The organism is Paenibacillus sp. 2KB_20, assembly GCF_052115765.1.
Taxonomy (GTDB): domain Bacteria; phylum Bacillota; class Bacilli; order Paenibacillales; family Paenibacillaceae; genus Paenibacillus_AQ.
This window is the reverse complement of sequence record NZ_JBFRHH010000007.1, coordinates 51,792-64,527: the sequence shown is the minus strand read 5'-3', so window position 1 is coordinate 64,527 and position 12,736 is coordinate 51,792. Positions and strand designations below refer to the sequence as shown.

Genomic DNA, 12,736 nt, shown 5'->3' with positions numbered 1-12,736 from the left:
GGGATAATCTGAATTAATTCTGAAGATCCAGTATGACTAGAAAGGGAGAACTATAAAAAAAGCCTTAAATATCAAGGCTTTTAATGTAACTCATATTTTAATCCATCACCCCAAAAGCTTCTAAGTTGAGCTGACTTCCTGAACTGACACCTGCCTCATCACGCAGAGCAGCCAACGCTTGTTGCAAATCCTCTTTGTTTACGTAAACATAGGGACTTTTCCAACTGGATTCCAACTGCAATGAACGAATCTGATTCGGTTTGATTTTCGGGAAATTATAGACCCATTGTTGAAGATCAGATTCAGGAATATCAGACTTCACATTTTCACCGATAATGTCCAATATGTTTCCCCATTGGGAAATCCCTTGAAAATCCCCCAATTTCTCAATGATCTGCTTGATCACTTGCTGCTGTCGATCGTTACGTGCGAAATCGGAGGACTCCCGAGTCCCTTCATTTGATTTACGATACCTGACATAGTCGAGCACTTGTTGACCATTAAGAGTCTGCAAGCCCTTTTTTAAATCGATATGCGTTCCGTCTGCGGAATCGTTATATTTCATATCCATGTCGACATCGATTGGCAGTCCGCCAAGTGCGTCCACGGTCTGCCGTAAGGCATCAAAATTCAACACGACCATATGATCAATTGGAAAACCTAGCAAATCAGAGAAAAAACGTTTTGTATTAGGTATAGCCTCTGACTTATCCTTTATATAGTAATAAGCATAATAATAATTGGATTTATGAGCAGGCAACGATTTAGGTTTTAGCAGCAAATCACGCGGCAGGGACAACAAACTAGCAGATTGGGTTTGTGGATTGAAACTGACAAGCATAAGAACATCTGTATTCATCACCCCACCACCGCCATTCCGACTATCTACACCCGCCAAAAGAAATGTCATAGGTTGAATCGATTCCTTCTTTACATAATCAATCGGATCATCAGTCAGCTTTGGAGCTGCCACACGTTGAATCGCAGCATCCGCCTTATAATATATATACCCCGCATAGATTCCAACTCCAAGTATCAGGGCGCTTATAACAAGGTAAATGCTCATCATAACTTTACGAATTGCTTTTCTCTTAGGTTTGATAGACATAATTTCCTCCACTCAATTCTAATAATATTCAATTTTTGAGTTTAGAAGCTTTTTTATAACTTTTCCAAATATTTTTCTCGATTTTTTCATAAAGATTGATGCCAGCGTTCAAACATTTATGAGCTACAGACCATCGATGAACCATTTGATAAATCATAAATGCACTAATCACACCAATAAATGCTCCCGTGATGACATCGGAAGGATAATGAACACCATTCCAAATTCGGGAGAATGAAATCAAACCTGCCAATACAAGCCAAATTACGCCATCTTTCTTACGAAACAACCATATACCTGTTGCGATTACAAAGGCCCCAATCGAATGATTACTTGGAAATGAAGCGTTAGCGGAATGTTCAACTAATTGGTTAACCGTATGATGGACAAAAGGCCTATCCCTATAAAAAAAGTGAGAAAGTATACTACCAACACTAAATCCAACACAAGCTGACAAGAGAGTTGTTATCACCATTTGCCTGTTCTTATGGATGCGAGTAAACCAATAAACTATAATCCCCAGGTAAAAGAGGTATTCCGCTTTTTCTGATAAAAAACGCATAAATGGATTTAGTGCAGAGAATGTTACTGCCATTTGATTGATGAATTGAAATACGAGATCATCCGTTTGAGAAATGCCCAATGTCTTAACCTGCTTTCTATTTCTGTAATAATAAGGTTGTCTTCAGTTCATTCTATATAGATATCGTTTTTATGGAATTTGACACTTAACACCAAACCAATTGCAATCATATTACTAAGTAGTGAGCTGCCTCCATAACTTATGAACGGTAAGGAAATACCCGTCAGGGGTACCAAACCGATATGCATGCCTATATTAACGAAAATTTGAAAGACTAACATTCCTATAAGCCCGGTAACAAGATATGCCCCTGCAAGTTCTCTACTATCTTTGACGATATGAACCATGCGATATATGAGTAGGAAATATAACAGCAACAGCACCGCAGAACCCAAAAAACCATATTCCTCGCCAATGACCACATAGATCGAATCAGAATACGCATAAGGAACAAACCCTCTACGTAAAAAAGATACGTCACTTCCAGTCAATCCTCCCAAAGCTATCGCATATTGTGCGTTTTTAACATGCCATGATTTATCGGGATCGCTGGCTGGGTCAAGAAAAGTCTGAATTCTTGACATTTGATGAGGCTCTACAATCTTGGATAACAATTCGAAATTGGCATAATATAGCCATAATATTATGCCTACCGTAATGATCATAATACTGATGAACAGAATCATATATAATGAACGGATGTTACCCATCCACAGCATACTAAGCAGTGCACCCACAAAAACTAGAGAAGTGCCTAAATCGGGCTGCTGCATGATTAAGATGATAGGAATCATAAAAATGATACAAATCGGTAATATATCTTGAAAAATACGAAGCTGAGCTCCCTCTCGCTTGCCTAATAAATGAGCAATCAGAAGCACTGTAAATAATTTAGCTAATTCAGAAGGTTGAAGCTGAAAACTTCCAATACTTAGCCAACGAACAGCACCGTTAATGTTCTCTCCGGTAAACTTGACAAGAACCAGCATCCCTATGCCAATTGCATAGAGAACGTAGGATAGCTTACCAAACAGAACTCTATAATCTAACAATGTGAGAGCCAGCATAGGAATGCAGAATGCACCGAATAGATATAAATAACTAATGTGAAGGCCTTCTAAATTCGTATCCACTGTGGCTCCATAAATAGCAATCGTACCAATGGCAACAAGACACAATATAATGAACAGCATGGTTTTATCCAGTTTTGAAATTATGTGGGTGATAAACATGATGGCTACCTCTATTTTGTTGAATTTCTGTAGGAATCCCCCTAAAAATGAACATCACAAATAATCCGATGAGCAAACATACGTCTTTTTTCATGACGTATTGCCACGGACTATTGTGTTTTATGATGCCATCGGAGACAATCAGGTCGGCCCTTATTTTACCGTTCAAATCATAGGACACCTCCCTCTTGTTAACTACAATCCTTGGGAAGGATTACTCAAGATCGAACTTGCCGTGATACTCCTTCTTGGATAACAGCTTCAATTTATCTTCACTCAAGCCATAAATGTCCAGACCATTTCCTGCAGCCCCTAACGACCAGCCAAGCACGAGCTCGGATCGACCGTCCTGATCGATATCTGGAAATCCAGCATACTCCAAGCCGTAACCAAAGCCCTTGACTTCCGATACGATTCGCCACTCCTCATTATCTTGCTTAAATAGCGCCGCTTTCAGCATTTTACCTGTTGTTTTATTCTCTTCATATACAACGACAGCTTCATCGATACCGTCCCCGTCCATATCTCCGAACGAGATGTCATTACCGTTTTTCCCCTGCGTGGGAACTAACAATTGAACCTCGTCAGGTAGTAATTTGATAAGTTCATGGCTGATTTTGTCTCGCTGAATACTTGCTTCTGATAATGGAGGCTTAATCATATCTACTGGTGTTGCGGGAATCCCACATGCTCCGAGCAACAATAACGTAGTCGATATGAAACCTATTCTAATGAGTTTATTGAGCATTCTGATTACCAGCTCCTCGATTGTCAAGGTTATTTACTATTCTATCTTTGAAAGGGAACGAAGTGGTTATGAAATAGTTAAATTTATTTTTTCTTTTATCGGCAAGTAGATCTGGACTGTCGTACCCTTACCTACCTCACTAATTATGCGTAATTCTCCATGATGTAACTTAATGATCTCATCTGATATCGATAGACCCAGACCACTGCCAGGTGCATGTGGATCAACTTTGTAAAATTTTTGCAGCACATTCTCTAGATCCTCCTCTGCGATTCCTGAGCCAGTGTCCTCAACGGTAATAACGACTTGTTCTTGAGCTGTATAAGCGTGTACAAGAATTCGACCAGTGGCATCTGTAAATTTGAGTGAATTATCAATTAAATTAATTAGTACTTGCTTTAAACGATTCTCGTCTGCATGAATGTTAGGGAGATTCTCCTCTGCTTGTATTTCGAGTGAGACTCCTTGCCGAGCAGCTCTTGGGGCAAGTTGTCTACCCACATGATGCAATAATTCTGATAGATGGACAGGTGCTGAGTGTATGACAATTCTTCCGTTATCCAGTTTAGAGAAATCTAACAGTTCTTCCACCAAACAAGTTAACCTGTCGCTTTCTGATTCAATAATATCCAATCCTTCTTTAAGGATTTGCTCGTTGTGATTCCCATTCGATTTCAGCGTGATGGCCCAGCCTTTAATTGACGTTAATGGCGTTCGCAGTTCATGGGACACGGATGAAATAAAATCATTTTTAAGCTGTTCGCTCTTCAAAATTCTACCTGCCATCATATTTAACGTATCAGCCAAAGAACCCAGCTCATCCTGATAGCGTTTATGTACTCTTATGCTGAAGTCTCCTTCTGTCATCTGATCTGCCGCCTGTTTAAGATCCTTAATTGATCTCGTTATGGTCCGAGACAACAATAGTCCAAGAACGGTAACAATCGCAAGAACAAACAGACCTACACAGATCAGTACGATTGAAATACGATGAACTGTCTGTAGTGTTTCAGTCAAGGAAGTGACAAATCTGACTTCTCCCGCGATGATATCATTGGCTCGTAAGGGAAAAGATACCGCTAATATCGCTTCTTGGGTGGAAGGGGCCTTGCCTCTCCATGTGCCGGGTTGTCCTTGGAGTGCAGATCGTACATCTAAATACGTAGTCATGTCATTGCCGCCTGGAAGTCCGGTAGAGTCCTGCAAAAGTCGGCCTGAGGAATTAATAATCTGTACTTGCGCATCCGAGTTATGTGCAAACCCCTTTAATAATCGATACGATTGTTTCTCCAGATCTTCATCGGCAAAATATTGCTGAAAAAAAGAAGCAGACAGCTCCGCTTGATTCATCAGAATCCGCTCAACATTATGAAGATAATAATATCTCACGTAAACCATGAGAAAAATCTCCAGAATGAGAACAGTGATACAGATGACCACAAAATAACTTCCTACTAATCTTTTCTGAATACCCACTTCTTAACCGTCCTTCCTGAAGCGATATCCTACTCCCCATACCGTTTCAATCCAATGTGGCTTGGAGCCATCATCTTCAATCTTTTCCCGTAACTTTCGCACATGAACATCTACTGTTTTAGGATCTCCAACATAATCCTCTCCCCATACGAGATTTAATAATTCATTCCGGGATAGTGCTGTATCGGGATGTTCTAGAAAGGTTCTAACTAGTTGAAATTCCTTCGGCGTTAATTCAATAAAGAAGTCATGTTTGAACACTTTATTCGAATTCAGATCCATCCGAATTGGACCGGATTGAATCACGGATCTTTGCGGTTTTAGAGCAGTTTCTGTTCGGCGCAATATCGCATTAATTCGTGCTACAAGCTCTAACGGATTAAACGGTTTAACAATATAATCATCAGCTCCGATTTCTAATCCTTTGATCTTGTCCAGATCTTGTCCGCGGGCAGTTAAAAAGACGATGATGACCGCAGGCTCTATCTCTCTTAATTGTCGGCAGATTTCAAATCCATCAACATCTGGCAGCATAATGTCCAGAACAACAACATCGGGTCGATTCGTAGTGAAGAGTTGTATCGCTTCTCCTCCAAATGCAGCCTCACTCACCACAAATCCGTTATTTATTAAATTTATCGATACAAAACGTCTAATATGTGCATCATCTTCAACAATAAGTACTTGATTACGATTAGCGGTATTTATAGCTTCCACCCCCATAACTCGATTCCTAACACGTAAAACGCAAAAAAAGCCCCCCCCTGTAAAGAGACAGCCTTGTACTCAGATCCTTATTCTTACCTGTGTAATTATTACATGTGGATATTACTCTAAATTGATTAACTTGTCAAAAGCTTCTACTGACCAAGGAATCTGTCAACTGGAGTTAAGGATAAACAAAACAACATAAACCACAAGATAGAGTATACTGCACAATCGCCTTTAACTGTAGTATTTTTCACAAGTTTTATTGTTAATACACTGCTATCTAAAAATGCTTCCACCAGATCCCCGCGCACTCCGGCACCGTGGACCATTGATTCGCTATGATCTTGTCAGTTAACGCTTGACCGAAAAAGAACCCCGTGCTCCGCTGTGCCTCTTCGACCGACTCAAAAACATAATCCGTCCGGATCCACCGATGGCTAAATTCGTACTCCTGCTCTAATCCAGCATAATAATCGGTTAGGAAATGAGGGGGATTCGGCGTCTCCGTTCCGGTTCCCATCGTTTCCAGAATAATCATCGTCCCGCCCGGCCTCAAGACACGCCTCAGTTCCGCCATGACAAGCCTCAGATTCTCACGGCCATCCTCTTCGCCTGAATTGGCCAAATAACTAATGCTCCAACCCGATACAATCAGATCAACACTCGAGGAATCAACCGGCAGGCTGCGATGATCAGCGACTACGGTAGTCCAATTGCGGAAATCATAAGCTTCAGATAATTTCTCGTCCAATATATGTAACATCGGCTCGGATATATCGGTACAGATCAAGGATCTTACGTCTGGAGCAAGCAGCATGGATATCCGCCCTGATCCGGCTCCCAAATCCAGCACATCCAGTCCCTCATAAGGCTTTAATTCACGAATAATCTTGGATAAGTCGGGCTGTTTGCTAACCATGGCCTCATAGGCTTTAGCCTGTTGGCCGTAAATTTCATCAATAGACACCACGTATACCCCCTCCTAAATCGGAACGATTAATCTCGCTTTTCCAACTCGCTTATCAGCTTGTCGATCCGATGAAAGTCTTCTTTTGCATCCTTACATATCGCCCTTATCGCTATGCCGGCAACTAGCAGTATGATGGCAATCAGCAAAAAAATAACCGTAAGTATGCTGCCTCTTAAGTCATTCGTAAAGTTGTAAGCCAGAATTTCAGAGAATTGGCTGTTAAAGAACGTAATTATGGTCATGATGAAAAAAAGTGCGCTCAAACTCAGGAATACGATGGAGCATTTTCTCGTCCTGTCAAAGTACGGCATGTCATTTCCTCCTATCCAGCCTTCTTGCAGAATTATTTCTTCGCGGAGGTTCCTTGTCTTCTGTCCATGAGCCTCTGTATCAGTTTGAACATGAAGCACAGCAGCAGCGAGAAGGCGATCATCATGAAGTACGTATTCCAGTTGAAAAATTGATTGTTCAAATGTATCGAAAGGAGGCCGCCGGTCGTAATGGATTCAATATGTTGCCAGTCCGCTGTCCCCCACCTCAATTCGAACGCCTCGGCTAGGACTACTCTATAGACTTCGAGTCTATGAAGCTGAAATACATAACCCGCTATAATATAGCCAGCCAGGGCTAAGATCAGCATGCTTAACTTGCTGAGGGACATCTTAAGATCCTTGAACATACGAATCCATTGAAGAACAAGCACCAGGAAAAGAATACTCAGAGGGATTAACAGCAGGATGACTGGATTTCCGTTTCCAGAACTAGTGCCAGGCTTCGGGGTCATGGCATTCCCCAGTAGAACCAATATTAGACAGACCAGAGCATTGATGAACAGACCGGTGAGATGTTTAATCTTCATAGTCAATACACTTCCCTCACGCTTCCCTGCAAAAGCCTATAATCTCTTCATGAACGAGCTCCGGCATCTCATGATTGATCGCATGGCCCGCGCCCGGAACGATGCGGTAACGCATCCCATTTGTCTCCAGTCTGGCAACCGCCTTCGGATAATAACTAAGCAAATCCTGTTCACCTATAATGAACAAGGACTTGCTGCGAATTGCCTGAATGTCGGCAGACGAATGGATGGTAATGGTGTGTTTCATCATGGAGCGATTGTTGAAGTATTTAAGCAAGTAGAACCAATGCTGCATAAGCTCCGGGTTGTTCTCGAATGCATCTGCATGGGTACCGCACAGCTTGCGAAGCAGTGTACGCACACTCCGTTCTGAAGGGAACAGTGCTTCCGGCAGAAAAGCCCTCATCATTTTGCTCATCACTTCAAGCTGACTTCCGGCAATGCCGCCAGCCAAGCATACAATCTTTCTTACTCTATTCGGTCTGACGATGGCGTAATGGTAGGCCAGATAGGCTCCATAGGATACACCGGCGATATAGACAGCATCTACATTCATAGCCTCAAGGATTTCGTCCAACCATTTTGCCTGATTGAAATCATGAGCATACTTGTCGTTTGGCTCGCTCTTCCCCGAACCTCCGATATTATCCACGGCGATGATATAGAAATTGCGGGATAACTCCGACACGTTATAAATCCACATCATGGCGACGTTGTCGCCCGTTCCATGCAATAACAGCAGCGGGGGGAGGTCCGATGAACCTGCCGTTATTACGTGAGTCATACCGTACGATGTGGATATTTTATGCTGCTCGTAAGGTACCGTCCATCCCGCCATCAGGCGGTCATAGGATTCATAGACGAGCTTTTGTCCATTATCGCTTTTAAAACGCTTCAATTCCTGCACCTCCAGTGACATATCATGAGCTGAGTATCTTCATCGGAGTCCGGAAAATATCGGGCAATCAATCGCTTGATGAACGAGTTAATCGCTGCCCTTCTGTCCGTTAATGTCTCATCAAGATCGAAGATTATCGCTTTTAACATCATAGGGGACCTGCTTTCTATCAGAAATGAGCCCGCTCTCCATTGGCTTTGATGAAAATATGCTCCGGATATTTTAAAGCCGTGGGTGGCAGCTGATCCTCCGGAAAGAACACGAGTTCCGCAAACTCTTCATTTTCACGATCCAACTCACCCGAGAAGACGTGGCACTCGAACACAATGGTGAGGTACTCCACTTGATGTCCGTTGCTGTACGTATATCGGCGTTCTTTTCCACCATATACCCCAATGATTCGTTCAGGCACGATATCAAGCCCGGTTTCTTCCTTCGCTTCGCGGGTCATCGCCTCTGCCGGGGATTCTCCCAGCTCGATGGCGCCGGCCACAAGTCCCCATAAATCTTCGTGATGCTTTCTTCCAAATAAAATAAAATCCTGATCATTGCGGATAATGCCCGTAACGGACGGCATAAATATTAACTGGTCTCCGATCTTTTCTCTTAGATCCTTGTAGTAATCTGACATTCCCATGATTTGATGGCTCCTTTGGACTCCTAATAAAATGGATAACTAGAATCTGTTCTCTATGATCAATGCCCTCATCGTATGTATCGCACTGATTAATGCATCCGTATCGCGTTGTCTACCTTTTGGGGTTGATGTCATTTCTATCATTTCAAAGGCCTGCTCCACGCCAACCCACTTGATTTCCTGCGTTTCCTCATCATACTTAGCACTCCAACCTTCCGGACTCATCAAAAAATATTTCGTCACGCATGTATCCGATTCATATTCACCCGGAATGGCCGCGATAATGCTGCATTTATAACCTGTCTCCTCCAACACTTCCCGGGTTGCGGTTTCTTCCGGGGAGCTATCGCTTAATTCAGCACCGCCTTTGGCGAAGGTCCAAACATAGCCGCCCCAATGGCCGCTCGGACTTCTCATCAGGACATGTTGATTCTGATTGAACACAATGCCTCCAAAAGCATACTTGGATCTCCAGCTCAATTGGGCTCACTCCTTATGTAACTTCGCGTTTTCACGGTTCAATATGGATGTAATCTGCGCGATATGATGCTGGTTGTGCCACACAAATCGCTGCAGCGCGATATCCAGGGTAATGCTGCCGAGCACTTGGGTTCTCATGGTTCTTTTGAAATCCTCGGGCTGTAAGTCCTTCAGCAGTATTAGAAAACGAAAATGAAGTGTTTCCAGAAGCGTAAGCGAGTTCTCAATGGGAACCTCCGTGTAGTCAGTCAGTTCTGCCCATAAATCCTCCCGGTACGAGTTTGCCACCGGCTCCTCCTCGGTCAATGCACGTTTAAATCGCAGATATGCGTTCATATCGTTATCAGCCAGATGGTGCACAATTTGCTGAATACTCCACCCCTCTTCACGATAAGGCCTATGCAGCTGGGAAAGGGGACATTTCATTATGATTTGCCGGAGCGTCGGTACGATTGAAGGTATCTGTTGTATAAACCTCTGCCTCTCCTCCAATGTAGGCTCCACCTTTGGTTCAAAGGAACCCAGGGGAAAACGGATGCTGACCACTTCCTTACCTCCTCGATACATCAATCGTATCCTTCACATACGAAAACATATGAACGGTGTTCCACAGCATCAGAGAACCATCATGCTTCTCATCCTATTACTAGTCCCCATCTATGGGTTAGACCTATGTTTGTTGTTGCAGATAGATCGTATAAACAATACACCGGAGAACACGGAAAGCAGCATGTGAATTTCCGGTTTCCCGAATATCTCTATAACAAACAGCCTTCCAAGTCCAAACCACTCGAGCCAATAAATAATAGGAATGAAGATGATGACCGTAAGTATCGCAGCTGGTAATAACAGCCAGCTTAATCGAACTTGCCCCTTAATTAAACAACCCAGTGCTCTCCACTCTATTAAAACTCCGAACAGAAATCCGTATAAGCTCATCTTTAATAACGAGAATTGCTGGGGAGATAAATCTTGATACGCTCTTTGAATTTCATCATGAGTTTCTGTCATCAAGTACAGTAATATGAACATACCGATGACAACGAATCCGCCAAAAGCGATTTTTTTAAGTTGGATCATCCCTCTTTCGCTCCTTTATTCAAAAAAATAATACGAAATAATCCGCTAAGAATTATGAATATGCGATGACCCAGAAGTTAGAAGCAAAGACGGATGAAACAATGCAAGCGAGTGCTGCACGCCATTCATGAGATTCTCAACGATCTGCCTCATGGCTTCGGCATCCCGGAAAGTTATGCTGTGATCGGCTAAGATATCAGGCAGCGTGACCCAGATGGCATCCTTGATCTCGCCTGTTCCCAATTGAAGCGAGCCTCCCACCACTTCCCCGGTAAAATGAAACATGATGACATGGTTATTCAAACTGCTGAGGAATTGATAAACCCCTGTAGTGCCTGTCAATTGGACATCATATCCCGTCTCTTCCTTCACTTCTCTTATAGCCGCCTCAAGCACAGCTTCCCCAGGCTCGATGCGCCCGCCAGGGAAGTTCCAGGTATCCCGCACCGAAGGTTTATTTTCCTGGATGATGAGCACTTGATCCCCTTGAACAAGGGTCACGCTGACCACAAGTACAATTCCATTTTCCGTCATATCCTCATTCCTTTGCACACTGATCATAAACAAACAGAACCCACCTTTGGTGTTAACCACGAGGAGGGTTCTTGGATGAAATATTTGCTGATTAACATCATTCTACCGTTAACGCACATTACGCGCAATCCAACCATGTCGTTGAAACTTCAAAACGGATGACTACCCTTCTCGCGCATAATGATCCAGGCTTGTCCAAAAGGATCCGAAAAATCCAGAAACCATGCGAAGCCTTCGTCCCGAATCTGCTCAACTCTCGCGCCAGCCGCAGATAAATAGGAACGCAGTTCTTCAATGTCCCGATTGGTTTTGAATATAAACGATGCCTCTTGTCCTGATTCCGGCTCCCTTGCTTTCACGCATTCCAACAACAAATTCGGGCTGTTATACAACGTCAACATATAGAAGCCCTCTTCCTGCATTAATATGTTGAATCCTAAATTCCGGGTATACCAGTTAGCCGCTGCCTCAATTGTATCTTTTGTAAAGATCATACGAATGTCGTCCAATCCCTCCAGAACCGGAATGGGTTCCTCCACAGATTCCACCTGTGGCATTGGAGCCGGCTTATAACCACCTTCAAGATAGAGAGCTTCAATCTCGCGATTCTCAAGGGCACGATTATAGATCCGCAGATCGTCGATACGTCCCTGGAAAAAGAAGTACGGTTCATCGGTTGATTTTCTGCCTATATACATCCGTTCTTCATTGTGTGGTGTAAAACTGCCTGAACGCTCGGCAACTAGACGACCATTCACGTACATTCGGTAACGGGATTCCTCGTAAGTCATGGTCACATGATACCAGTGTTCCTTCACGATCTTGGCGTTCATCGATAGATCCGGTTCTCTCAGGAAACCATGGAGCGTAATATACTCATCCTTCGTGCTAAGCTGAAACGCCCGGTTCTGGTTGTGGCCATCTTGCGAAACTATTGCGCTATGCCATCCTCGGAGGATCTTGTGCGTATCATAATAACACCATACGGATATTGAAAAGGCATCATTAGAAAGAATAGGCGGTTGGTCGATTCGGACATAATGATTTCTGCCATCCAACGCTAAAGCTCCGCCCTTCCGTCCAAAGCGGTCGATGCCGTATTTTCCGCCTTCAAGCCGTCCATGTCGTCCCTCTCCGCTGCTGTCTCGTACATCACCATCGAACAAATACTCCAGTACGAGGCCTTTCCGTAAATCGATGTTATGGATAGTCCTGCCAAAAAGCTCATCAATTGTGACCCCGAATACATCTGCGAGCATCGGAATTAGTAAGATATCCGGGCAGGATTGCCCGTTCTCCCATTTACTCACGGCCTGATAGCTGACACCCAATCTGTTAGACAATTGCTCTTGTGTGATGCCGAGCTGTTTTCGCAATCTGCTGATATTTCCGTTAATCACGTTATTCGCCTGAATCATAA

Annotated in this window: 16 protein-coding genes; all 16 read right to left on the bottom strand. The window is 43.3% G+C overall.

Translation table 11 applies throughout. From position 1 onward, the window contains the following. Positions 1–97 precede the first annotated feature (97 nt). Positions 98–1,108, bottom strand: a complete 1,011-nt coding sequence (locus tag AB4124_RS19135) for an LCP family protein (protein ID WP_441973884.1) — start codon at positions 1,106–1,108, stop codon at positions 98–100. Positions 1,109–1,136: 28 nt separating this feature from the next. Further along, positions 1,137–1,751: an undecaprenyl-diphosphatase gene (locus tag AB4124_RS19130; RefSeq protein WP_441973883.1), complete on the bottom strand. Its 615-nt coding sequence runs from the start codon at positions 1,749–1,751 to the stop codon at positions 1,137–1,139. A 47-nt stretch (positions 1,752–1,798) separates the two neighbouring features. After that, positions 1,799–2,923: an FtsW/RodA/SpoVE family cell cycle protein gene (locus tag AB4124_RS19125; RefSeq protein WP_430179220.1), complete on the bottom strand. Its 1,125-nt coding sequence runs from the start codon at positions 2,921–2,923 to the stop codon at positions 1,799–1,801. Between the two features lie 214 nt (positions 2,924–3,137). Beyond that, the gene (locus AB4124_RS19120) at positions 3,138–3,671 is read right to left on the bottom strand and encodes a hypothetical protein (protein ID WP_430179222.1); all 534 of its coding nucleotides are present in this window, start codon (positions 3,669–3,671) and stop codon (positions 3,138–3,140) included. A gap of 66 nt (positions 3,672–3,737) precedes the next feature. Next, positions 3,738–5,147, bottom strand: a complete 1,410-nt coding sequence (locus AB4124_RS19115) for a sensor histidine kinase (protein ID WP_441973882.1) — start codon at positions 5,145–5,147, stop codon at positions 3,738–3,740. Positions 5,148–5,150: 3 nt separating this feature from the next. Continuing rightward, positions 5,151–5,870, bottom strand: coding sequence for a response regulator transcription factor (locus AB4124_RS19110; protein WP_441973881.1), 720 nt, complete (start codon positions 5,868–5,870; stop codon positions 5,151–5,153). Positions 5,871–6,138: 268 nt separating this feature from the next. Further along, positions 6,139–6,825, bottom strand: a complete 687-nt coding sequence (locus AB4124_RS19105) for a class I SAM-dependent methyltransferase (protein WP_441974184.1) — start codon at positions 6,823–6,825, stop codon at positions 6,139–6,141. 29 nt (positions 6,826–6,854) lie between these two features. Then, positions 6,855–7,139 (bottom strand): hypothetical protein, encoded by a 285-nt coding sequence (locus AB4124_RS19100; protein ID WP_441973880.1) that lies wholly within the window; start codon positions 7,137–7,139, stop codon positions 6,855–6,857. Positions 7,140–7,171: 32 nt separating this feature from the next. Beyond that, positions 7,172–7,687, bottom strand: coding sequence for a hypothetical protein (locus tag AB4124_RS19095; RefSeq protein WP_441973879.1), 516 nt, complete (start codon positions 7,685–7,687; stop codon positions 7,172–7,174). Positions 7,688–7,703: 16 nt separating this feature from the next. Further along, positions 7,704–8,594 carry an alpha/beta fold hydrolase gene (locus AB4124_RS19090; RefSeq protein ID WP_441974183.1) on the bottom strand — a complete coding sequence of 297 codons (891 nt, stop codon included), beginning with the start codon at positions 8,592–8,594 and terminating at the stop codon, positions 7,704–7,706. A 160-nt stretch (positions 8,595–8,754) separates the two neighbouring features. Then, entirely contained in the window at positions 8,755–9,222 is a 468-nt protein-coding gene (locus tag AB4124_RS19085) for an NUDIX domain-containing protein (protein WP_441973878.1), read from the bottom strand. A gap of 39 nt (positions 9,223–9,261) precedes the next feature. Next, positions 9,262–9,702 (bottom strand): NUDIX hydrolase, encoded by a 441-nt coding sequence (locus tag AB4124_RS19080; RefSeq protein ID WP_441973877.1) that lies wholly within the window; start codon positions 9,700–9,702, stop codon positions 9,262–9,264. Positions 9,703–9,708: 6 nt separating this feature from the next. Next, positions 9,709–10,248 carry a YfiT family bacillithiol transferase gene (locus AB4124_RS19075; RefSeq protein ID WP_339291058.1) on the bottom strand — a complete coding sequence of 180 codons (540 nt, stop codon included), beginning with the start codon at positions 10,246–10,248 and terminating at the stop codon, positions 9,709–9,711. A 111-nt stretch (positions 10,249–10,359) separates the two neighbouring features. After that, entirely contained in the window at positions 10,360–10,782 is a 423-nt protein-coding gene (locus AB4124_RS19070) for a hypothetical protein (protein ID WP_441973876.1), read from the bottom strand. A 45-nt stretch (positions 10,783–10,827) separates the two neighbouring features. Further along, positions 10,828–11,343 carry an NUDIX hydrolase gene (locus AB4124_RS19065; RefSeq protein ID WP_441974182.1) on the bottom strand — a complete coding sequence of 172 codons (516 nt, stop codon included), beginning with the start codon at positions 11,341–11,343 and terminating at the stop codon, positions 10,828–10,830. Positions 11,344–11,465: 122 nt separating this feature from the next. Then, positions 11,466–12,734 carry a LamG-like jellyroll fold domain-containing protein gene (locus tag AB4124_RS19060; protein ID WP_441973875.1) on the bottom strand — a complete coding sequence of 423 codons (1,269 nt, stop codon included), beginning with the start codon at positions 12,732–12,734 and terminating at the stop codon, positions 11,466–11,468. Positions 12,735–12,736 lie beyond the last annotated feature (2 nt).

What these genes read in the sequence shown, in the direction of transcription:
- AB4124_RS19135 (WP_441973884.1), bottom strand. Translation starts at nt 1,108, where the DNA reads ATGTCTATCAAACCTAAGAGAAAAGCAATTCGTAAAGTTATGATGAGC.
- AB4124_RS19125 (WP_430179220.1), bottom strand. Translation starts at nt 2,923, where the DNA reads ATGTTTATCACCCACATAATTTCAAAACTGGATAAAACCATGCTGTTC.
- AB4124_RS19120 (WP_430179222.1), bottom strand. Translation starts at nt 3,671, where the DNA reads ATGCTCAATAAACTCATTAGAATAGGTTTCATATCGACTACGTTATTG.
- AB4124_RS19110 (WP_441973881.1), bottom strand. Translation starts at nt 5,870, where the DNA reads ATGGGGGTGGAAGCTATAAATACCGCTAATCGTAATCAAGTACTTATT.
- AB4124_RS19100 (WP_441973880.1), bottom strand. Translation starts at nt 7,139, where the DNA reads ATGCCGTACTTTGACAGGACGAGAAAATGCTCCATCGTATTCCTGAGT.
- AB4124_RS19095 (WP_441973879.1), bottom strand. Translation starts at nt 7,687, where the DNA reads ATGAAGATTAAACATCTCACCGGTCTGTTCATCAATGCTCTGGTCTGT.
- AB4124_RS19085 (WP_441973878.1), bottom strand. Translation starts at nt 9,222, where the DNA reads ATGGGAATGTCAGATTACTACAAGGATCTAAGAGAAAAGATCGGAGAC.
- AB4124_RS19070 (WP_441973876.1), bottom strand. Translation starts at nt 10,782, where the DNA reads ATGATCCAACTTAAAAAAATCGCTTTTGGCGGATTCGTTGTCATCGGT.
- AB4124_RS19065 (WP_441974182.1), bottom strand. Translation starts at nt 11,343, where the DNA reads ATGATCAGTGTGCAAAGGAATGAGGATATGACGGAAAATGGAATTGTA.
- AB4124_RS19060 (WP_441973875.1), bottom strand. Translation starts at nt 12,734, where the DNA reads ATGATTCAGGCGAATAACGTGATTAACGGAAATATCAGCAGATTGCGA.